Raw genomic sequence first — 20,895 nt, forward strand, 5'->3', positions numbered from 1 at the left:
GATTGCTCGGTCGCGACACTCACGGCTCACACTCTAGGCATCCGGTGCGACGCGCCGACCGAGCCCAACCACCGGCAGAACTGCAACACGTTTCAGTTTTGTGCTCGTGCTGGGTAGGCTGGCCCGGTGCCAGAGGTCACCAGTCAACAACCGGCGGTCGCGGGTTGGTTCACCACCGATGAAGCCGGAAGCCCCCATCTGATCGGCAGTAAGTGCCCCCCGTGCGGTACTTATGTTTTCCCCCCTCGCGAGAACAACTGCCCCAATCCGGCTTGCGCCAACGACAAACTAGAGTCCGTTGCTTTATCCCGTCGGGGAAAGCTGTGGAGCTACACCGAGAACCGTTACGCTCCGCCCCCGCCCTACCCGTCCCCCGACCCCTTTGAGCCGTTCGCCGTCGCCGCGGTGGAGCTCGCCGACGAGGGGCTGATCGTGCTAGGCAAAGTTGTCGAAGGCACGCTGGCCGCCGACTTGAAGATCGGCATGGAGATGGAGCTGACGACCATGCCGCTGTTCACCGACGAGGACGGCGTCGAACGCATCGTGTACGCCTGGAGGATCGCCTGATGAGTGCCCCCGAACCCCTTTACATCCTTGGCGCCGGAATGCACCCGTGGGGCAAGTGGGGCAACGACTTCACCGAATACGGGGTCGCTGCCGCCCGCGCCGCCCTGCGCGAAGCCGGTTTGGAATGGCGCCAGATCCAGCTGGTGGCCGGCGCGGACACCATCCGCAACGGATACCCGGGCTTTGTGGCCGGCGCCACCTTCGCGCAGAAGCTCGGCTGGAACGGCGTGCCGGTCAGTTCGAGCTACGCCGCGTGCGCCAGCGGCTCCCAGGCGCTGCAAAGCGCGCGGGCCCAGATTCTGGCCGGATTCTGCGATGTTGCGTTGGTGGTCGGCGCCGACACCACCCCGAAAGGGTTTTTCGCCCCGGTCGGCGGTGAGCGCAAAAACGATCCCGATTGGCAGCGATTCCACCTGATCGGGGCTACCAACCCGGTCTACTTCGCCTTGCTCGCGCGGCGCCGGATGGACCTGTACGGGGCCACCCTCGAGGATTTCGCCCAGGTGAAAGTCAAGAACTCCCGGCACGGCCTGCAAAACCCCAACGCCCGCTACCGCAAGGAAGTCTCGGTCGAGGACGTGCTGGCCAGCCAGGTAGTGGCTGAACCGTTGCGGTTGCTGGATATCTGCGCCACCTCCGACGGCGCGGCGGCCTTGATCGTGGCCAGCGCAAAGTTCGCTCGCGAACACCTGGGCTCGCTCGACGGGGTGCCATCGGTGCGCGCGGTCAGCACCGTGACCCCGCGCTACCCACAACATCTGCCCGAATTGCCGGACATCGCAACGGATTCCACGGCGGTAGTCCCCGCACCGGAGCGAGTGTTCAAGGATCAGATCCTCGATGCGGCCTATACCGAAGCCGGCATAGGCCCCGAGGACCTGAGCCTGGCTGAGGTGTACGACCTGTCCACCGCGCTAGAACTTGACTGGTACGAGCACCTGGGTCTGTGCCCGAAAGGTGAAGCAGAGGCGCTGCTGCGCAGCGGAGCGACGACCATCGGCGGCAGGGTGCCGGTCAACCCGTCCGGTGGGCTGGCCTGCTTCGGCGAGGCAATCCCCGCTCAGGCCATTGCCCAAGTCTGCGAGTTGAACTGGCAGCTGCGCGGTCAGGCCACCGGCCGGCAAGTGGAGAACGCCAGGGTGGGCGTGACGGCGAACCAGGGCCTGTTCGGGCACGGTTCCTCGGTGATCGTGGCGCGCTAGCGGCGACGCGCTGTGTCTGGCGTGACGGGTCGGCGCGCCCGGGACTAGGCCTCGTCGGGGGTATCCAGGGTTTCCAGGACCACCTCAGCCACCCGCTTCATGGTGGTCCGCCGGTCCATGGCGGCCCGCTGGATCCACTTGAAAGCCTCTGGCTCGGTCATCCCTTGTTTGGCCTGCAGCAAGCCTTTGGCACGCTCAACGAGCTTGCGCGTTTCCAGACGGTCCGACAGTGTGGCGACTTCGTTTTCCAGCGCACTGATCTCGCTGAACCGGCTCACCGCCAGTTCAATCGCCGGAACCAGGTCACTGACGGTGAAAGGCTTCACCAGGTACGCCATCGCCCCGGCATCGCGAGCGCGTTCGACCAGATCGCGCTGACTGAACGCGGTCAGCACCACGATCGGCGCAATGCGCTTAGTGGCGATCTCCGACGCGGCGTCGATGCCGTCGCGGCGCGGCATCTTCACATCCATGATCACCAGATCGGGCTTGTGCAGCTCGGCAAGCTCGACGGCCTCCTGGCCGTCGCCGGCCTCGCCGACGATGTCGTACCCCTCCTCTCGCAGCATTTCGGCCAAGTCCATGCGGATGAGCGCTTCATCTTCCGCGATCAGGACTCGGCGTGTCTTCGCGGCATCGGCATCGGTGGTGGGGCCGGTCATGACGGACATTGTGACGTGAGCGGCTGGAATCAGGAACCTTGGGGGGCGGTGAGTCGGGACGAGGAGTCAAATCCACTATGGTTTGAGGCTCATCTAAGGTAGTAAGCCGCAACGGACAAGCGACAGGCCCTCGTATCCCAACTGGCAGAGGAAACGGATTCAAAACCCGTCCAGTGTGAGTTCGAATCTCACCGAGGGCACCAGCTCAGCAGCGAACTACCGGCGCAGCAAGCAGCCAAAACGCGCCGGGACGTGGTCGTTCGACTGGGTAGACAACGGGCGCACCGGTAGGCTTTGAGCCGTGCCGGCCAAGAAATCGGCTAAGAAGTGTCGTACCGCACGGCGATCGTCTGACGGCTTGCCCCGCCCGGACTCGGTCGCGGCCGTCCGCGAGCAAACCCGTGACCTCAATCAGCACTACGCCCACAGTGCGGCGCGCCGTGCCCGGGTCCTGAGCATCGCCGCCTTGTTGGCGGTGCTGATCAGCAGCAGCTTCATCCTGGTGCAATTCCTCACACAGGCGTGGATCTGGCAGATCACCCTGATCAACATCGCCGCAACGTTGGTCTTTGCGACCGTCCCGATGCTGCACCGCTTCGGGGAGCTGGTGGCGCCGCTGACGTTTGTCGGCGCAGCCTATGTCTCGGTTTTCGCCAGCTGCTGGAATGTGGGCACCGGGTCGGGAGCTCAGATGTTCTTCCTGGTGGGTGCCTGCCTGGTCGTGCTGGTGCTGGGCATTGAACACGTGGTGCTTGCGAGCGGCCTCGCGGCGCTCGCCGCCGCCCTGATCATCACCGTGGAATTCGTGGTTCCGCGTAACACCGGCGCCCAGTCGGCATGGCTCCAATCCCTCGGCTTCATCATCACCACCGTCTCCGCGTGCCTCCTGGTGTTCGTCACGGTGTGGTTTGCCCTTCGAGACACCGCGCGTACCGAGGCCGTCATGGAGGCGCAGTACGACCGTTCAGAGGCGCTGCTGGCCAACATGCTGCCGGTGAGTGTGGCGGACCGGCTCAAGGAGCCCGAGCGAAACATCATCGCCGACAAATACGAAGAGGCCTCCGTGCTGTTCGCCGACATCGTCGGCTTCACCGAGCGCGCGAGCTCGACCGCGCCGGCCGATCTGGTTCGATTCCTAGACCGTCTCTACAGCGCTTTCGACGCCCTGGTGGACAAATACGGGCTGGAAAAGATCAAGGTCAGCGGCGACTCCTACATGGTGGTCAGCGGAGTGCCACGGCCACGGCCCGATCATGTGCAGGCGTTGGCAGATTTTGCGCTCGACATGGTTGATGTCGCCGCCGGCATGAAAGATCCGCACAACCGTTCAGTGCCGCTACGGGTCGGCCTGGCCACCGGCCCCGTCGTCGCGGGTGTGGTGGGGCTCACGCAGGTTCTTCTATGACGTTTGGGGCGACGCCGTCAACGTTGCGTCCCGGATGGAATCCACCGACTCGGTGGGCAAGATCCAGGTGCCGGATGAGGTCTACGAGCGGCTCAACAAAGACTTTGTGCTCCAGGAGCGCGGACACATCAATGTCAAAGGAAAAGGTGTGATGCGCACCTGGTATCTGATCGGCCGCAAGCCGATCGACGAACCCACCGCCGTGCCCGCCGATGAGCCGAACGCCGCGCGCGTCTAGTTTTCGGCACGTCCGGTCGGCCCACTAGACACAACCCTTTGCCCCTTTGCCAGGACCGTCACATGTGTCACACTGCGGCCATGGAAACCTCACCTGTCCCAAGCTTGTTACCGCATCTGTGGAAGTCAACGCTGACATCGGGAATCCTGTCGCTGATCCTTGGCGCGCTAATCCTGGCCTGGCCAGGAATTTCGGTCTTGGTTGCTGCCGTCGCCTTCGGCGTCTACCTCATCCTGACCGGGATCGCGCAGGTCATGTTCGCGTTCAGCCTGCATGTGTCGGCGGGCAGTCGAATCCTGCTGTTCATCAGCGGCGCGGCTTCGCTGATCCTGGCCGTGCTGGCCTTCCGCCACTTCGGCAATGCGGTCTTGCTGCTGGCTATCTGGATCGGCATCGGATTCATCTTCCGCGGCGTCGCCACCACGGTGTCGGCAATCAGCGACCCCACCCTGCCGGGTCGCGGATGGTCGATTTTCATCGGTGTCATCAGCCTGATCGCCGGCGTGGTGGTGATGGGCGCGCCGTTCGAGTCGATCATCACCCTGGCCATCGTCGTGGGCGTGTGGCTGGTGGTCATCGGCGCGTTCGAAGTCGTGTCGTCCTTCGGTATCCGCAAGGCATCTAAGTCGCTAGGGCTCTGACCCTCGGGCCGGGTGGCTCAATTGACGCTAGCGTCGGAGCCGCCCGGCCTACTACACTTCGTCGTAGCACGGTAAGACCACCCGCAGGCCCGGGAGATGGCACATGAATGTCGTCGATGTTTCGCGTTGGCAGTTCGGTATCACCACCGTCTACCACTTTATTTTCGTACCGCTCACGATCGGCCTTGCTCCCCTGCTGGCCATCATGCAGACGGCCTGGGTGATCACCGACAACCCCGCGTGGTACCGACTGACCAAGTTCTTCGGGAAATTGTTCCTGATCAACTTCGCCATCGGCGTGGCGACGGGGATCGTCCAAGAATTCCAGTTCGGAATGAACTGGAGCGAGTACTCACGGTTCGTCGGCGACATCTTCGGCGCCCCCCTGGCCATGGAGGGCCTGATGGCCTTCTTCTTCGAATCCACCTTCATCGGATTGTGGATCTTCGGCTGGAGCAGGTTGCCCCGCCTTGTCCACCTGGCCTGCATCTGGATAGTCGCGATCAGCGTGAACGTGTCCGCGTTCTTCATCATCACGGCCAATTCGTTCATGCAACACCCGGTCGGTGCGCACTACAACCCCGAAACCCACCGTGCCGAACTGAACAGCATCGTGGCCTTGCTCACCAACAACACCGGGCGAACCGCATTTGCCCACACGGTCACGGGCGCATTCCTCACCGCCGGGACGTTCGTCGCCGCCGTGAGCGCCTGGTGGCTGGTGCGTTCCAAGAATTCCCCCGTACCGCCGGGTACCCGGGCCATGTACCGTCCGGCGACCATCCTGGGGTGTTGGGTAGCGTTGATCGCCACGGTCGGCCTGTTCTTCAGCGGCGACTACCAAGGCAAGCTGATGTTTCAGCAGCAGCCGATGAAGATGGCTTCGGCAGAGTCATTGTGCGACACCCAAACCGATCCGAACTTCTCCATCCTCACGGTGGGCCGGCAGAACAACTGCGATGGCCTCACCCGAGTCATCGAGGTGCCCTATGTATTACCGATCCTGGCGCAGGGCAGGCCGACCAACGTCACCCTGCAAGGCGTGCGTGACCTGCAACGGGACTACCAACAGCGATTCGGTCCAAATGACTACCGCCCCAATCTCTTCGTCACCTACTGGTCGTTTCGCGCCATGATCGGATTCCTGGCAATCCCAGTCCTGTTCGCGTTGCTTGCGCTGTGGCTGACTCGCGGTGGACGCATCCCGGACAAGCGTTGGTTCGGATGGTTTGCGCTGCTGACGATTCCGACTCCGTTCCTGGCCAACATCTCCGGGTGGGTGTTCACCGAGATGGGCCGCCAGCCCTGGATCGTGGCCCCGAACCCAACCGGTGACCCCAACGTTCGGCTCACCGTCGCAACCGCGGTGTCCAACCTGACCACCGCCACGGTCGTCACCTCCCTGGTGACATTCACGCTTGTCTACGCGGTGCTCGCGGTCATCTGGTTTTGGCTGCTCAAACGCTACATAGTCGAGGGCCCGCTGGAACACGACGCCGAGCCTGCTCCACCACGCGCACCCGACGACGACGAGGTAGCACCTCTGTCGTTCGCCTATTGAGACCGGGCAAGGCCCAAGCCACCAACTCAAGAGAAGGGAGCTGACCGTTGGGACTCCAAGAGTTGTGGTTCGCTGTCATCGCGGTGCTGTTCCTTGGATTCTTCATCCTCGAGGGATTCGACTTCGGCGTAGGCATGCTGATGGCACCCTTCGCACATTTCGGCACGGGTGATCCGGAGATCCACCGGCGCACCGCTCTCAACACCATTGGACCGGTTTGGGACGGCAACGAGGTGTGGCTGATCACCAGCGGCGCGGCCATGTTCGCCGCATTTCCCGGCTGGTACGCCACGGTGTTCTCCACGCTGTACTTGCCGCTGCTGGCCATCTTGTTCGGCATGATCGTGCGCTCGGTGGCCATCGAGTGGCGCGGCAAGGTCGATGACCCAAAGTGGCGGGCGCTGGCCGACTTCGGCATTGCAGCCGGGTCCTGGTTGCCGGCCATACTCTGGGGCGTCGCATTCGCCATCCTGGTGCGAGGCCTGCCCGTCGATGCCAACGGTCGCGTGGCCCTGTCGATCGGCGATGTGCTCAACGCGTACACCCTGTTGGGCGGATTGGCCACCGCCGGCCTGTTTCTGTTCTACGGGGCGGTGTTTGTCGCCTTGAAGACGGCGGGCCCGATTCGCGACGACGCATACCGGTTTGCCGTCGTGTTGTCGCTTCCCGTCACGGTCCTGGTCGCCGGATTTGGGGTTTGGACCCAGTTGGCTTATGGCAAGCAGTGGACCTGGGCCTTGCTGGGGGTGGCCGTGGTTGCGCAGCTGGCGGCGGTGCTGCTGGTCTGGCGACGCGTATCCGATGGCTGGGCGTTCCTCTGCATCGCGGTGGTAGTGGCGGCCGTGGTGCTCCTGCTGTTCGGTGCCCTATACCCGAATCTGGTGCCGTCGACGCTCAACGAGCGATGGAACGTAACGATCTACAACGCCTCCTCGACGCCCTACACGCTCAAGATCATGACCTGGGTTACCGCGTTGTTCGCCCCGCTGACGGTGGTCTACCAGGCCTGGACGTACTGGGCCTTCCGGCAGCGGATTTCGGCCGAGCGGATACCGCCGTCGATAGGTCTGGCTAGGCGCCCCTCCTGACCGCAAGGGCCTCGACCACCCGCGCGCCGCTGGACCCGCGGCTGTGGCGGGCGTCGGCCGCGTTGCGGTGCTATCTGATCGCCTCGGTGACCTGCGGAGTGGTCATCTCGGGCTGTGCCATTGCGTCGGCGATCGTGCTGGCGAGCATGGTCGCGCGCGTCGCCAGCGACCCCTCGGCACGGTGTCTACGCTGCTGGCTGGGCTCGCTGTTGATGTTGTCGGCGCTGTGGGCGTTGCGCGCGGTGACGCACTGGCTACAGGCGCGCCTGGGCCAGCGCGGGGCCAGCGCGGTGATCGCCGAGCTCAGTGGGCAGGTGCTGGAGTCGGTGACGGCCCACCAGCCCAACGAATTGGCGGCACAACGCGATGCCGCCGCGGTGGTGGTAACCCGCGGACTGGACGGCTTGCGACCCTATTTCACCGGTTACCTGCCCACGCTGTTTCTTGCGGCGATCCTGACCCCGGCCACCGTGGTCATGATCGCGGTCTACGACGTGAAGTCGGCGCTGATCGCGGTGATCACCCTTCCACTGATCCCGGTCTTCATGGTCTTGATCGGGTTGGCTACCGCTGAGCGGTCAGCGGCGGCTCTGGCCGCAATGGCCACCTTGCAGGCCCGATTGCTGGATCTGATCGCCGGAATCCCCACCCTGCGGGCGCTGGGCCGAGCCTCCGGCCCTGAACAACGCATCGCCGAGCTCAGCGCCGCGCATCGGCGCTCGGCCCTGGCGACACTGCGAATTGCCTTCTTGTCAGCTCTGGTGCTCGAACTGCTGGCGACTCTGGGCGTGGCTGTGATTGCCGTCAGCATCGGACTGCGCTTGGTGTTCGGTGAAATGACACTGACCGCCGGTCTCACGGTGTTACTGCTGGCCCCGGACGTGTACTGGCCGCTGCGCCGCATTGGCGTGGAGTTTCACGCCGCCCAGGACGGGAAATCCGCGGCCGACCAGGCATTCACGCTCATCGGCGAAACGGCTTGCACCCCACCGGCTCGACGAGCGGTAACCGCCCGTGGGGCGACGATCCACCTCCAAAATCTCAGCGTCACCGGACGCGACGGCCGATCACCACACAACTTGACCGCCACCATCGAACCCGGCCAGGTGACGGTGCTGACCGGACAAAACGGCGCGGGCAAGAGCACCACATTGCAGCTGATCGCGGGGCTCACCACGCCGTCAAACGGGCGGCTTACCGTCGCTGGAATCGACATCAGCGAGCTGGATCCCGTCGACTGGTGGCGCCAGTTGTCCTGGTTGCCGCAGCGTTCGGTGCTGATCCCCGGAACGGTCCGTGACAACCTGGTGCTACTTGGTGAGCCGGCCGATTTGGACAGCGCCTGCGCGGCGTCGGGCTTCGACGCGGTCCTGGCTGAGCTCCCGGACGGATTGGACACGGTGCTGGGCCGAGACGGCGTCGGTTTGTCGCTGGGGCAGCGACAACGTTTGGCCCTGGCCCGCGTCCTGGGATCGCCTTCCCCGGTGCTGCTACTCGACGAGCCCACCGCACACCTGGACTCGCGCACCGAGGAGCAAGTGCTGCAGGCCATCGCCGAACGGGCCCGCACCGGTGCGACCGTGGTGGTGGTCGGACATCGCGAACCGGTGGTTGCCATCGGCGACCAGGTAGTCGAGGTAACCCGCGACGGACTCGATACTCAGGCCGGCTATGTCCCGGTCTGATTCCCTATCGGCCGCATACGACCTGTTGCGTCCGAGGCTGCCCCGGGTGCTCGCCGCGATCGCCCTGGGGGTGTTGTCCCTGGGCAGCGCCCTGGCACTGGCCGGCGTGTCGGCCTGGCTGATAACCCGGGCATCGCAGATGCCGCCGGTGCTTGACCTATCGATCGCCGTCGTCGCGGTGCGGACGTTCGCGATCTCGCGGGGCGTTCTGCACTATTGCGAACGACTGGCCACCCACGACATCGCGCTACGCGCGGCAGGCACCGCGCGTGCCCGGATCTATCAGCGACTAGCCGAAGGACCGGTAGCAGCGGCATTCCGGTTATCCAGCGGCGACCTGGTGGCGCGCGTCGGTAGCGACGTTGACACCTTGGCTGACGTGCTGGTGCGCGCCCTGGTTCCGGTGGGCGTGGCGGCGGTGCTGGCACCGGCTGCGATCGGGGCGGTCGCGGTCATATCACTGCCGGCAGCTGCCGTGTTGACGATGTGCTTCATCGTGGCCGGGATAATTGCGCCGTCGCTTGCCCGCAGAGCGGCGCAATCACAGGAAGCGCTGGCCCGCCAGCATCATGCCGGCCGGGATGAGTCGGCGATGGTCGCCCTCGAACATGCCCCCGAGCTCCGGGTCGGCGGCGTGCTACCTGCAGTGATCGCGAAATCACAACGGCAACAACATGCCTGGGGCGAGGCCATGGATGCGGCGGCGCGTCCCGCCGCGATCGCCGAAGCCGTACCGACAGCGGCAATCGGAACAAGCGTGCTCGGAGCGGTGGTGGCCGGAATCCTCATGGCCCCCACCGTCGCGCCCACCACCCTGGCGGTCCTGATGTTGTTGCCCCTGTCTGCCTTCGAGGCCACGAACGCTCTCCCGGCCGCTGCGGTTCAGCTGACCCGGTCCCGAATCGCGTTGCACCGGTTGATCGAACTCGCTGGGCGCGACGTCAACCCGCCGACCGATACCGCGATCGCAACGCTGGAATCCCCCACGCTCGGCCAGCTGTCAGCGGATATCTATTCCGGCCATTCACGGGCCCACGCCACCCGGACCACGATCGAGCTGTCACCGGGGGCTCCGCTGGCCGTCACGGGCCCCAGCGGCTCCGGAAAGACGACCCTACTAATGACCCTGGCCGGGCTGCTATCGCCGCTACAGGGGCAGGTGCTATTGAACGGAATCAGTCTGACCCGGTTCGATGACGCCGAATTACGCAGCACCATTGGGTTTTTCGCTGAAGACGCGCACATCTTCGCGACTACCGTGCGCGACAACTTGCTGGTTGTCCGCGGAGATTGCACCGATGACGAGCTGGTGACCACCCTGGATAGGGTCGGCCTCGGCGCGTGGCTCGCCGGTCTTCCCCACGGCCTGTCGACGGTCTTGATCGGTGGCGCGCAGGCGGTCTCCGCGGGCCAGCGCCGACGGCTCCTGCTCGCCCGCGCAGCGCTTTCGCCTGCCCAGATCGTGCTCCTCGACGAACCCACCGAGCACCTCGACGCAATCGACGCCGATCGCATTCTTCGTGACCTCCTATCCTCGGAGACCGGTCTGCTACCCGTCGCCAAGACCATCGTGGTGGCCACCCACCACCTCTCCGAAAACATTCGGTGTGACCGAATGAACATCCCTTCCCGGCAAGAGGTTTCACCGAAGGTGACGCCGGCGCGGCATGAACTCCAGTGAGAGCAGTACGACCAGCAGCGGAATGACCTGAGTCACGGTGATCAACGCATACCGCCGCTGGTCGAGCGCGTGGAACTTGCACAGGTAGCGGTACAGCGACTCGAGGGAGATCAAGGGGTCAAGCAAGTGGATCAACAGGTAGAACAGGCGCTGCGGCCGGCTACGGTGACACTCGTCGAAGATTTCCGGAAACGCCGCGAATGCCAGTGACAGTCGCTGCGCCCCCGCGTCTTTGGCAGCAATGATCATGTCGACGCTGAGCCGTTCGTCGATCCCGTTCGGGGCCCCACTCCGACGCCACGGCACATCCAGGGAGTAGTCGCTACCGCGCCCGGCCGTCGTGAACCGGTCAAATCCCTGTACCCGCCCGGAAACATCGCGAGCAATGATCAGCTGCACCCCGGGGTATGTACCTTCGAGCACGCCGTCCAGACTCATGCAGAAGCCACGGTCGTTTCGGGCCCCTTTGGGTGATGCCAGCAGCATCTCGGCCAGCTCTGCCCGCCGTGTGTCGTCGAGCTCCTGCTCGGCCACGATTTCGGTGGTGATGCCCGCGTTGCGGGTGCGCTTGACGGCCTGACGCAGGTTGCGGAACTTTCGGCCCACCATGGCGAAGCTCCGCACGTCGATGACGACATCGCAACCGATGGGAACCGCGCGCAGGGATTGGCCGACCACCGCACGGTCGGCCCATAGGTCAAGCCGCCGCTCGCTGCAAGCCAAGACCGCGATCCGCCAGCCGTGGGTGTGACACATGGCGGCGAAGTCGGCGATCAGTTGCGGAAACTGCGATTCCGCACCAATGGGGTCGCCGGCGACGACCGCAAAACCCATCCGCGTCCGATATGCCAGCGCCGCGGTGCCGGCCGCGTTGAAGTGATAGCACTTGCCCGCCTGCATCGCGAACGGCGCCAACGGATCCGCACTGGTGGCGTTGATCAAGGCCCACACTCGCGGTAGTTCCTCGGGCCGCGGATGCGCCGACGTTGGCCACATCAGCACCAGTCCCGATCCGGCGATCAATAGTTCACCGGCCAGACTAAAAGACAACACATGCGCGCCCAAGCCAAGGACCAGGATCAAGGCGGCCACAATCGCATGCATCGCAGTCACCGGGCGCCCCAGGAAGATGCCTCGCGCGATCAGCGCCACCGCGGCCAGCACCGTCAACGACCAGCTCAGCCGGCCAGCGGCCTGCCAATCCTCGTGCCGGTAGTTTCGGGCCAGCAACGCAATGAGCCAGCAGGCCGCGCAGAACACCGCCAGTGCCCCAACGCAGCGGGCGGTGACAGAGTCGACGTTGACGACAACGCGTTCGCGTGCCCGAACGCGCGGCACAACCTCGACCGACGATCCGTCCACACTCACCTCCCGACAGCGCGATTCTCAGCTGGGCGGTGCGCCTACTACCAGGAACGTTACGCCTGAGCAGAGCCGGACCGGCCCAAGTTCAGGTGCTTGTCGTCGCCGCTGCGCGCATCCTCGCGCGGGGTCTATCGTCGTGCGGCGGGGAAATACTTCAGCACGCCTTCCTGCACCACCGTCGCCACCGGCTGGCCGGTGCGATTGAAGAAGTGCCCAGTGCCCAGGCCGCGTGAGTCTGCCGCCACCGGTGACGATGTGGAATACAGCACCCAATCGTTGAAGTCGACCTGCCGGTGAAACCACACCGAATGGTTGGCCGAGGCGGCGAAAATGCGGTCAAACCCCCAGGACAGGCCGTGGGTGGTGATCACCGAGTCCAGCACGGTGGTATCCGAGGAATGCAGCATCGTCGCGGTGTGCAGGATCGGATCGTCGGGCAGTTTACCCAAAGCCTTTACCCAGACCCGGTTGTAGTGCAGCCGCTCCCCTTTGTCACGCATCACCCAGGACGGATCGTTGGTGTAGCGCCATTCGATCGGCTGCAGCGCGTTGACGAAGTGCGGAACGGTCTCCTCGTAGCCGCGCAGCAGCTCGCCAATGGGCGGGCGAGTTTCTGGATCGGCCACCGGCGGCGGCTCGACACCATGCTCGAGCCCACGCCCGCCCGACATGTAGGAGATCATCGCCGAGGACAGCAGCGTCCCATTCTGCACCGCGTCGATCCGTCGATTGGCGAAACGACGCTCGTCGCGCAGCCGCACCACCTGGAATTCGATGTCTTTCGTCGTGTCGCCACCGTTGATGAAGTGCACCGAGAGCGCGCTGGGCGGTAGATCGTCTCGAAGCAACGTGCGGCTGCTGGCAACAAATGACTGAGCCATCAGCAGCCCACCGAATGTTCGCATCGGGTTCTTGCTGGGATGGGCCCCGATGAACCGATCATCCGCGACGCGTTTGAGGTCTAGGACCGCGAGCAGTTCCTCGAAGTCCGACTTGGCTTCGTCTCGCACGTTGGGCTCATCGCCGGCCGGCATGGGCTCGCTCTCCTCCAGATTCGGCGGCCCAGCTCAGGCGGCGCTTCGCGGTCGCGCGGATTCCTGGGTGGGACTCAATTCCCCGGCTCCTGGGCCAGGTTAGACGTCGTCCTCACCGATCCGGTGCACGTGAATCAGATTGGTCGAACCCACGGTCCCCGGCGGTGCACCCGCGACGATGACCACCAGATCACCACGCTTGTAGCGGCCGAGTTCTAGCAGCGATTTGTCGACCTGCCGAATCATGCCGTCAGTCGAGTCCATCTCCGGGACGATGAAAGCCTCGGTGCCCCAGGTCATCGCGAGCTGACTGCGCACCTCGGGCCAAGCGGTGAAGGCCAGCAGCGGCAATGGGGTATGCAGCCGAGCAAGCCGTCGCACGGTATCGCCGGACTGAGTGAAGGCGACCAACGCCTTGGCGTCGAGTCGTTCACCGATGTCGCGGGCCGCATAGGAGATCACTCCCCGCTTGGTGCGCGGCACATGGGTCAACGGCGGGGCCGCCGTCGAGTTCTCTTCAACCGCGCAGACGATGCGCGACATCGTCCGGACCGCAGCAAGTGGGTACTTGCCCATCGAGGTCTCACCGGACAGCATCAGGGCATCGGCGCCGTCAAGCACGGCGTTGGCGACGTCAGAGGCCTCGGCACGGGTGGGCCGCGAGTTCTCGATCATCGAGTCGAGCATCTGGGTCGCCACGATCACCGGTTTGGCGTTCTCCCGGGCGATCTGGATGGCCCGCTTCTGTACCAGCGGGACCTCTTCCAGCGGCAGCTCTACCCCCAGGTCGCCGCGGGCCACCATGACGGCGTCGAATGCCAACACGATGGCTTCGAGATTGTCGATCGCTTCGGGCTTTTCCAGCTTCGCGATCACCGGAACTCGCCGGCCGATCCGGTCCATCACCTCATGCACGAGTTCCACGTCCGAAGGCGACCGCACGAAGGACAGCGCGACCATGTCGACACCCAGGTTGAGCGCGAACGTGAGGTCGTCGATGTCCTTCTCCGATAGCGCCGGCGCAGATACATTCATCCCCGGCAGGGAGATTCCCTTGTTGTTGCTGACCGGGCCGCCTTCTACGACTGTGCAGACCACGTCGTTGCCGTCGATGTGATCGACGATCAATCCGACCTTGCCGTCATCAACGAGCACTCGGTCACCGGCTACCGCATCCTGGGCCAGCCTCTTGTAGGTGGTGGATACCCGGTCACGGCACCCTTCACACTCCTCGACCGTGATCCGGACCGTGTCCCCGTCAGCCCAATAGGTCGGCCCATCAGCGAAGCGGCCCAACCTGATCTTCGGGCCTTGCAGATCGGCGAGCACGCCGACCGCACGCCCCGTGGCGTCAGAGGCAGCACGCACGCGTTCATATGCGGCTTCGTGATCCGCGTAGTCGCCGTGGCTGAAGTTCATTCGGGCGACGTCCATTCCGGCTTCGACCAGCTCTTTGACCAAGTCGTCCTGTTGCGTAGCCGGCCCGAGGGTGCAGACGATCTTTCCGCGTCTAGTCACGCCGTCAAAGCATAGTCGTGGTTGTGAGTCGCCGGTGTTTCGCACTGATATCGGCCCGGATTGGATCCGCGGATCATCAACCGCGGCTTCGCTCACCGTTAGTGCAACGGAGTCCTCTGGCGGGGCACCAAAACCCGCGGTGACCAAGGCACATCGTCACCCGCGTCCACCGCCGCCAACCTCGGATGCGGGGCTGGATCCGGCGCTGGAAGTCTGCGCTGCCCGGGCAACTTTGGGATCCGGGCCAGCGCGGCGCGGGTCGACGCACGCGCGGGCCCGCCGCCAGCCGAACGCGAGTTTCAGCTCAACAGCCCCGCGGGCAAGGGCGTGCGCGGGTCCGGCGGAGATGCCGGACACGCCTCTTGCAAAAGGTGCCGAACAATTCCCAGTTTGAGAAACTGGTCACATGGGCAACTACAGCGGCATGAATGCATCTCACGTCGTCCGTTTCCTAGGGCCGGCGGTGATAACGGCTTGCGGCCTCAGCGCTTCCGTGTTTTCTGCCGTCGCCATTCCGTCTGCATCCGCCGAGCCATGCCCCGATGTCGAGGTGGTGTTTGCCCGCGGCACCGGCGAACCGCCCGGCCTTGGCCCCACCGGCCAGGCATTCGTCAACTCTCTGCGTTCGCACATCGGCGGGCGATCACTCGACGTGTACCCGGTCAACTATCCGGCCAGCGACAACTGGGACACCGGCCTGGACGGCATCAGAGATGCGGGCACTCATGTCGTTTCGATGGCGGGACAATGCCCCCAGACCAAGATGGTGCTGGGCGGCTACTCACAGGGCGCAGCGGTGATGGGCTTTGTCACCTCTGCTGCGGTGCCAGCCGGAGTCGATCCCGCGACCGTCCCCAAGCCGCTGCAACCGGATGTGGCTGAGCACGTCGCTGCGGTGGTCCTGTTCGGCATGCCGAATGTGCGGGCCATGGACTTTCTGGGTGAACCCGCCGTTGAAATCGGCCCTGCCTACCAGGCGAAGACCATCAAAGTCTGCGTCCCCGAGGATCCGGTTTGTTCCGACGGCCTCAATTTCGCCGCGCATAATGCCTACGCCGACGACGGGGCCGTGGTCGATCAGGGGGTGGCGTTTGCCGCCAGCCGACTCGGTGGAGACCCAGGCGGGCCGGTGCCGGCTCCGTCGTCCGGTTTCGGCAACTGAGGACGGTGCCCTCGACCGCGGTCAAGGACCATAGACGGCGGGCACCAGCGGAAATCCGGGCAGGTTGCGCAGCACCGTCCATACGATCATCGCTACCCCGACCACGATCATCGCCGCTAGCGGCAGCGATGTGCGGCCCCGGCGTCGGCGCAGCAGGGCCCACGCTCCCAGCACAGGGATCCCGACAAGCAGGAAGATGTTGTCGTTGATGCTGGCCACCAGGTCACCGTGCAACAGGTCATGCACCATCCGTAGGCCGCCGCAGGCGGGACAATCCCAACCGGTGAGCCACTTGAACGGACACGCTGGGTAGGCCGAATTCGCGCCGTGCGGGTCGACCAAACCGATGTAGCCAAGGGCCGCGGCCAACAATCCGGCCGACGCTACGGCGCCATAGCGGCCGGGGCGCTGGCTATGTACATCGCGCCGCCCCGGCTCGGCGCAGCCCTGACTAGGTTCCATCACGCAACGGGCGACCCCACGGGTCGCTGACTTTGTCGGTCAAGATCAGCACCGCGTCAATGACACCCCAGACCAAGGCGCCTAGGCCACACGTCAACCAGCCCACAAGTAATTGCGCGATACCCATCCCGGTGTGACCCATGTAGATCCGGCCGATGCCCGCGATTCCGAACAGCCCCAGTAGCTGCAGCAACCCCGCAACCGTCTTCGACTTATCTGAAAACGGCTGGCCGGTAACGGGATGCCGGCCAAAAGGCGCCGCTGGGTCGTAGTAACTGCGGGGCGCCGAGTAGTCCGGATAGTACGGCGGCGGAAATGGCGGTGGGTATCCCGGTTGCTGTCCGGGACCAGCGCCGCCGCCGGCCCACGACTGGTCAGTCACCATTTCAGCATGCCAGATCCGATGAGCTGGTGCCCGAGCCGCTCGCCGAACTTGGCGGCCTGACGGCTACCGGCCCGAACGACGCATCCGGTTCCTCAGCCGGCCACGCCAACCTTGCCGGGTTGGGCCGGTATCGCCGTCCACCGCCGCGCTCGGAGGCGGGCCCTCGCCGTCGCCAGCCGAGGTTTGGTCGGAGCCCTGCTCGATAGTTTGGCTCTGCTCCAACTCACTTTGGGTGTCGGATTCACCGGACGAAGTGTCCTCGGCCGAGTCCTCCGGTGCGGACTCGTCGGCTTCGGGCTCCTCGGAGTCTGCGGCGGGCTCGGGCGACTCATCGCCGGATTCTTCGGCTTCGGTTGCCGTGGCGTCACCGTCAACGTCAGCGTCCTCGGCCGCGACAGCGTCGAGATCGTCGCTCGCCGGCTCGGCGGGCTCGCCATCACCCTCGTCGGCGTCCGTCGCTTCAGCGGCCGCCACCGCCTCCGCTTCGGGCTCTTGGGGTTCGATCTCTTCGATATCTGCTTGCTCGACCACGACCTCGGGTTCTGCCGCGGTGGAGTCGTCGTCTGGCTCAGCATCGGCCTCGCCTGCCTCGTCAACCCCCGTTTGGCCACCATCTATGGCCTGCGCTGTCTTGTCCTCGGCCTCAGACCCCTCGGCCTCAGCGACCTCTTCTGCCTCTTTTGGCTCGTCCTCGCCCGCCTCAGCCTCTTCGGCCTCAGCGGCCACTTCGACCTCACCCTCGACCGCCTCGGCAGCCTCTATCTCACCCACCTCGGGTGCCTCAGCCTCAGCCGCCTCGTCAACCGCCTCTACCTCACCCACCTCAGCCTCTTCAGCCTCAGCAGCCGCCTCAACCTCACCCTCGACCGCCTCAGCAACCTCTACCTCACCCGGCTCAGCCTCTTCAGCCTCCTCAACCTCACCCTCGACCGCCTCAGCAACCTCTACCTCACCCGGCTCAGCCTCTTCAGCCTCCTCAACCTCACCCGCGACCGCCTCAGCAACCTCTACCTCACCCACCTCAGCCTCAGGCGCCTCAGCCTCAGCAGCCTCGCCAACCTCACCCTCGACCGCGTCGGACGCTTCGTATCGGCTGTCGACTCATCTCCGGCGACCGCCGAACCAACGGTTTCTGGTTCGGCGACTTCGGCCGCCTTGGCCGTTTCTGCCAGTCCGGTTGGCTCGTCGCCTTCCGTATCGCCAGCTGGCGCTGCGGCGGTCGCGACCTCGCCGGCAGGTTCGGGTTCGGGCACTTCGTCAGCAGCGGCGGCCGTACCACGCACGCTTGCCGGATCCTCGCGGCCTTTGGGCGCCAAGATGATGTAGACAACTGCGCCAATGAACACGAACGTCGACGTGAAAGAGTTGATTCGGATGCCAGCGATGTGTGTAGCGGTGTCGTCGCGCAACAACTCGACGCAGAACCGCCCGACGCAATACAAGGCCACATAGGACGCGAACAATCGACCGTGACCGATTGTGAAGCGGCGGTCCAGATAGATCAACGCGGCGAATACCAGCAGGTTCCAAATCAACTCGTAGAGGAACGTCGGTTGCACCACGACCGCGACCTGCCCGGTCGAGACGCCGTCGAGCGAATGAACGTCGACGAATCCGGAGGGATCCCGACGATAGAAAATCTCCAGGCCCCACGGCACCGTGGTCTCGCGGCCGTACAGCTCCTGGTTGAAGTAATTCCCGAGCCGACCGATCGCTTGGCCCATCACCACGCCTGGTGCGACCGCGTCCAAGAAGGCAGGTAGTGGAATTCCGCGACGACGACAGCCGATCCAGGCTCCAACGGTGCCCAGCGTCACTGCACCCCAGATACCGAGGCCGCCATCCCAGATGCGCAGCGCCGCGCCCAACCCGGCGCCGCCTTCGCCAAAGTATGTCTGCCAGTCGGTGCTCAGGTGGTACAGACGCCCGCCGATCAAACCAAACGGGACCATCCACAAAGCGATGTCGTAGATCACCCCGCGCTCACCGCCGCGTGCGGCGAAACGCCGGTCACCGATCATCAGGCCCATAACGATCCCGATGATGATGAAGAATGCGTACGCGCGAATCGGCAGTGGCCCGAGATGCCAGACGCCACGCGGCGGACTGGGGAAATACGCAAGTACGGTCGCCGTCATGGCGAGTTCCTCTGGCGAACGCCAGCGGCAAGTTCCTCCGTCAGTGAGCGCAAACTCGGCAATCCGTCGCCCAACGCCGATACCAACGCCGATCCCACGATGACACCGTCGGCGTAGCGGCCGATCTCGGCGGCCTGTTCCCGCGACCGCACCCCCAAACCAACACCGACGGGTATGTCAGACACCGCCTTGACCCTCGCCACCAGATCGGGCGCAGCGTTCGACACAGCGTCGCGCGCGCCGGTCACCCCCATGGTCGACGCGGCATATACAAACCCGCGTGACGCCGCGACGGTGTTGGCCAGGCGTTCGGGTGTTGACGACGGCGCCACCAGAAAGATGCGGTCCAGCCCGTGTTCATCGGAGGCGGCAAGCCACTGTTGGGCCTCGTCGGGGATGAGGTCGGGAGTGATCAGCCCGTGCCCGCCGGCGGCCGCCAGATCCCGTGCGAATGCATCGACCCCGTACCGCAGCACCGGGTTCCAGTACGTCATCACAACGGCACGCCCGCCGGCCTTGCTTATCGATTCGACCGCGGTCAACGCGTCCCGGACTCGCACTCCCCCGCTCAGCGCCGCCTCGGTAGCCCGCTGGATAGTCGGGCCATCCATGCCCGGATCCGAGTAGGGAACGCCGACTTCGACTATGTCGCAACCTGATTCGACGAGCTCAGTCATCGCTCGCACCGATGTGTTCACGTCGGGGTAACCGGTGGGCAGATATCCGATCAACGCCGCGCGATTTTCTGCGCGGCACGAATCGAAAAGCGGTCCCAGCCTGCTGGCTTCCCGTTGTTCAACAGTCATGATCAAACCGACTTGTTCGCGCTGCCGCCAGGCGTCAGCAGACCGAACCATTTGGCGGCCGTTTCGACATCCTTGTCGCCCCGCCCCGACAAATTCACCACAATCACCGCACCCTTTCCCAGCTCACGACCCAGCTTGAGAGCACCGGCCACCGCATGGGCGGATTCGATGGCGGGGATGATGCCTTCCATCCGGCATAGCAGGCCGAATGCCTCCATCGCCTCGGAGTCGGTAATCGGCTGGTAAGTGACGCGCCCGATGTCCTTGAGCCAGGCATGTTCGGGGCCGACCCCGGGATAGTCCAGACCCGCTGAGATCGAATGGGATTCGATGGTTTGACCGTCTTCGTCCTGCAGCAAGTAGGAGAAGGAGCCCTGGAACGCTCCGGGCGAACCACCGGCAAACGTCGCCGCGTGCCGACCCGTCTCGACGCCGTCGCCTGCCGCCTCAAATCCCACCAATCGAACATCGGGATCGTCGAGAAATGCATGAAAGATCCCGATTGCATTGGATCCTCCACCGACGCATGCCACGACCGCATCAGGCAGCTTGCCCGCCTGACCTTGGATTTGCACACGAGCCTCCATGCCGATGATCCGCTGAAAATCGCGAACCATGGTCGGGAAGGGATGGGGCCCAGCCGCGGTACCAAAGCAGTAGTAGGTGCGATCGGCGTTGGTGACCCAATCCCGGAATGCCTCATTAATGGCGTCTTTGAGGGTTTTTGAACCGGTTTCCACGGCGACGACCTCAGCGCCGAGCAACCGCATCCTGGCTACGTTGAGCGCCTGACGCACGGTGTCAACGGCCCCCATGTAGATGACACATTCCAGGCCCAGCAGCGCACACGCGGTGGCCGTAGCCACACCATGCTGTCCGGCGCCGGTCTCGGCGATCACCCGGGTCTTCCCCATCCGGCGGGCCAGCAATGCCTGACCGAGCACATTGTTGATTTTGTGAGAGCCGGTGTGGTTTAGGTCTTCTCGCTTCAGGAAGATTCGAGCTGAGCCAGCGTGCTCGCTGAGCCTGGTGGCTTCGTACAGCGGCGACGGCCGACCGGCGTAGTGCGTTTGCAGCCGATCGAGCGTGTCCAGGAAGTCCTGGTTTACCCGCTCTTTCTCGTACGCGACGGTGACCTCTTCGATCACCGCCATGAGCGCCTCTGGGACGTAACGGCCACCGTAGGCGCCGAAATGCCCGCCTGAATCGGGATCGTGGGAGGTCCGTTCTGCAATCGCGGAACTGGTCCGCGGCAGGTCCGGGCGAGATAGGTCAGCCATCACCGAAGCTCAACG

18 protein-coding genes, 1 tRNA gene and 1 pseudogene are annotated in these 20,895 nt (G+C 64.6%); 10 read left to right on the plus strand and 10 right to left on the minus strand.

The genetic code is table 11. The annotated features are described in order from the left end of the window. Positions 1 to 126 precede the first annotated feature (126 nt). Positions 127 to 567 (plus strand): Zn-ribbon domain-containing OB-fold protein, encoded by a 441-nt coding sequence (locus tag CKW46_RS17635; RefSeq protein WP_011739731.1) that lies wholly within the window; start codon positions 127 to 129, stop codon positions 565 to 567. Further along, positions 567 to 1,769 carry a lipid-transfer protein gene (locus tag CKW46_RS17640; RefSeq protein WP_012394175.1) on the plus strand — a complete coding sequence of 401 codons (1,203 nt, stop codon included), beginning with the start codon at positions 567 to 569 and terminating at the stop codon, positions 1,767 to 1,769. Before CKW46_RS17635 ends, CKW46_RS17640 begins: the two co-directional genes overlap by 1 nt. Positions 1,770 to 1,813: 44 nt before the next feature. Here CKW46_RS17640 and CKW46_RS17645 read toward each other — a convergent pair whose 3' ends face one another. Next, the gene (locus CKW46_RS17645) at positions 1,814 to 2,431 is read right to left on the minus strand and encodes an ANTAR domain-containing response regulator (protein ID WP_012394174.1); all 618 of its coding nucleotides are present in this window, start codon (positions 2,429 to 2,431) and stop codon (positions 1,814 to 1,816) included. Between the two features lie 126 nt (positions 2,432 to 2,557). Here CKW46_RS17645 and CKW46_RS17650 point away from each other — a divergent pair. From CKW46_RS17650 to cydC, 7 genes and pseudogenes are all read left to right on the plus strand, one after another. Further along, positions 2,558 to 2,634 (plus strand) — tRNA-Leu (locus CKW46_RS17650). A gap of 98 nt (positions 2,635 to 2,732) precedes the next feature. Continuing rightward, a pseudogene (locus CKW46_RS17655) lies at positions 2,733 to 4,074 on the plus strand (adenylate/guanylate cyclase domain-containing protein). Positions 4,075 to 4,136: 62 nt separating this feature from the next. Then, complete coding sequence (locus tag CKW46_RS17660; RefSeq protein WP_011739729.1) at positions 4,137 to 4,715, plus strand: HdeD family acid-resistance protein; 579 nt, start codon at positions 4,137 to 4,139, stop codon at positions 4,713 to 4,715. Positions 4,716 to 4,818: 103 nt separating this feature from the next. Further along, positions 4,819 to 6,276 (plus strand): cytochrome ubiquinol oxidase subunit I, encoded by a 1,458-nt coding sequence (locus CKW46_RS17665; protein ID WP_012394172.1) that lies wholly within the window; start codon positions 4,819 to 4,821, stop codon positions 6,274 to 6,276. Positions 6,277 to 6,323: 47 nt separating this feature from the next. Next, a complete protein-coding gene (cydB, locus tag CKW46_RS17670) occupies positions 6,324 to 7,364 on the plus strand; it encodes a cytochrome d ubiquinol oxidase subunit II (RefSeq protein ID WP_117437500.1) in 1,041 nt (346 codons plus the stop codon). Between the two features lie 86 nt (positions 7,365 to 7,450). Further along, positions 7,451 to 9,049: a thiol reductant ABC exporter subunit CydD gene (gene cydD / locus CKW46_RS17675; protein ID WP_051045872.1), complete on the plus strand. Its 1,599-nt coding sequence runs from the start codon at positions 7,451 to 7,453 to the stop codon at positions 9,047 to 9,049. Then, positions 9,036 to 10,730 (plus strand): thiol reductant ABC exporter subunit CydC, encoded by a 1,695-nt coding sequence (gene cydC, locus CKW46_RS17680; protein ID WP_482052208.1) that lies wholly within the window; start codon positions 9,036 to 9,038, stop codon positions 10,728 to 10,730. Before cydD ends, cydC begins: the two co-directional genes overlap by 14 nt. On the opposite strand, the gene CKW46_RS17685 is transcribed toward cydC, so the two are convergent. From CKW46_RS17685 to pyk, 3 genes are all read right to left on the minus strand, one after another. Continuing rightward, positions 10,692 to 12,092 carry a bifunctional lysylphosphatidylglycerol flippase/synthetase MprF gene (locus CKW46_RS17685; RefSeq protein WP_015355986.1) on the minus strand — a complete coding sequence of 467 codons (1,401 nt, stop codon included), beginning with the start codon at positions 12,090 to 12,092 and terminating at the stop codon, positions 10,692 to 10,694. The two genes, cydC and CKW46_RS17685, sit on opposite strands and share 39 nt — an antisense overlap. A 131-nt stretch (positions 12,093 to 12,223) precedes the next feature. Next, positions 12,224 to 13,129, minus strand: a complete 906-nt coding sequence (locus CKW46_RS17690) for an acyl-CoA thioesterase II (protein ID WP_015355987.1) — start codon at positions 13,127 to 13,129, stop codon at positions 12,224 to 12,226. A gap of 99 nt (positions 13,130 to 13,228) precedes the next feature. Further along, entirely contained in the window at positions 13,229 to 14,647 is a 1,419-nt protein-coding gene (gene pyk, locus CKW46_RS17695; RefSeq protein WP_482052209.1) for a pyruvate kinase, read from the minus strand. 406 nt (positions 14,648 to 15,053) lie between these two features. On the opposite strand from pyk, the gene CKW46_RS17700 reads away from it, so the two are divergent. Further along, the gene (locus CKW46_RS17700) at positions 15,054 to 15,809 is read left to right on the plus strand and encodes a cutinase family protein (protein WP_012394165.1); all 756 of its coding nucleotides are present in this window, start codon (positions 15,054 to 15,056) and stop codon (positions 15,807 to 15,809) included. Positions 15,810 to 15,830: 21 nt separating this feature from the next. Here CKW46_RS17700 and CKW46_RS17705 read toward each other — a convergent pair whose 3' ends face one another. From CKW46_RS17705 to trpB, 6 genes are all read right to left on the minus strand, one after another. Next, the gene (locus CKW46_RS17705) at positions 15,831 to 16,271 is read right to left on the minus strand and encodes a DUF2752 domain-containing protein (RefSeq protein WP_015355989.1); all 441 of its coding nucleotides are present in this window, start codon (positions 16,269 to 16,271) and stop codon (positions 15,831 to 15,833) included. Next, positions 16,261 to 16,656, minus strand: a complete 396-nt coding sequence (locus CKW46_RS17710; protein ID WP_012394163.1) for an NINE protein — start codon at positions 16,654 to 16,656, stop codon at positions 16,261 to 16,263. Before CKW46_RS17710 ends, CKW46_RS17705 begins: the two co-directional genes overlap by 11 nt. Positions 16,657 to 16,719: 63 nt before the next feature. Further along, positions 16,720 to 17,676: a prolipoprotein diacylglyceryl transferase gene (locus CKW46_RS17715; RefSeq protein ID WP_482052210.1), complete on the minus strand. Its 957-nt coding sequence runs from the start codon at positions 17,674 to 17,676 to the stop codon at positions 16,720 to 16,722. Further along, positions 17,664 to 18,794: a prolipoprotein diacylglyceryl transferase gene (locus tag CKW46_RS17720; protein ID WP_020787688.1), complete on the minus strand. Its 1,131-nt coding sequence runs from the start codon at positions 18,792 to 18,794 to the stop codon at positions 17,664 to 17,666. The genes CKW46_RS17715 and CKW46_RS17720 overlap by 13 nt, the downstream gene beginning before the upstream one ends. Continuing rightward, positions 18,791 to 19,603 carry a tryptophan synthase subunit alpha gene (gene trpA / locus CKW46_RS17725; protein ID WP_036427377.1) on the minus strand — a complete coding sequence of 271 codons (813 nt, stop codon included), beginning with the start codon at positions 19,601 to 19,603 and terminating at the stop codon, positions 18,791 to 18,793. The genes CKW46_RS17720 and trpA overlap by 4 nt, the downstream gene beginning before the upstream one ends. Beyond that, positions 19,603 to 20,880, minus strand: a complete 1,278-nt coding sequence (trpB, locus tag CKW46_RS17730; RefSeq protein WP_117437493.1) for a tryptophan synthase subunit beta — start codon at positions 20,878 to 20,880, stop codon at positions 19,603 to 19,605. The genes trpA and trpB overlap by 1 nt, the downstream gene beginning before the upstream one ends. Positions 20,881 to 20,895 lie beyond the last annotated feature (15 nt).

It is taken from the genome of Mycobacterium liflandii (genome assembly GCF_022354805.1).
GTDB lineage: Bacteria > Actinomycetota > Actinomycetes > Mycobacteriales > Mycobacteriaceae > Mycobacterium > Mycobacterium marinum.

What these genes read in the sequence shown, in the direction of transcription:
- CKW46_RS17640 (WP_012394175.1), top strand. Translation starts at nt 567, where the DNA reads ATGAGTGCCCCCGAACCCCTTTACATCCTTGGCGCCGGAATGCACCCG.
- CKW46_RS17645 (WP_012394174.1), bottom strand. Translation starts at nt 2,431, where the DNA reads ATGACCGGCCCCACCACCGATGCCGATGCCGCGAAGACACGCCGAGTC.
- CKW46_RS17660 (WP_011739729.1), top strand. Translation starts at nt 4,137, where the DNA reads ATGTGTCACACTGCGGCCATGGAAACCTCACCTGTCCCAAGCTTGTTA.
- CKW46_RS17665 (WP_012394172.1), top strand. Translation starts at nt 4,819, where the DNA reads ATGAATGTCGTCGATGTTTCGCGTTGGCAGTTCGGTATCACCACCGTC.
- cydC (WP_482052208.1), top strand. Translation starts at nt 9,036, where the DNA reads ATGTCCCGGTCTGATTCCCTATCGGCCGCATACGACCTGTTGCGTCCG.
- CKW46_RS17690 (WP_015355987.1), bottom strand. Translation starts at nt 13,129, where the DNA reads ATGCCGGCCGGCGATGAGCCCAACGTGCGAGACGAAGCCAAGTCGGAC.
- CKW46_RS17700 (WP_012394165.1), top strand. Translation starts at nt 15,054, where the DNA reads ATGGGCAACTACAGCGGCATGAATGCATCTCACGTCGTCCGTTTCCTA.
- CKW46_RS17705 (WP_015355989.1), bottom strand. Translation starts at nt 16,271, where the DNA reads ATGGAACCTAGTCAGGGCTGCGCCGAGCCGGGGCGGCGCGATGTACAT.
- CKW46_RS17710 (WP_012394163.1), bottom strand. Translation starts at nt 16,656, where the DNA reads ATGGTGACTGACCAGTCGTGGGCCGGCGGCGGCGCTGGTCCCGGACAG.
- CKW46_RS17720 (WP_020787688.1), bottom strand. Translation starts at nt 18,794, where the DNA reads ATGACGGCGACCGTACTTGCGTATTTCCCCAGTCCGCCGCGTGGCGTC.
- trpB (WP_117437493.1), bottom strand. Translation starts at nt 20,880, where the DNA reads ATGGCTGACCTATCTCGCCCGGACCTGCCGCGGACCAGTTCCGCGATT.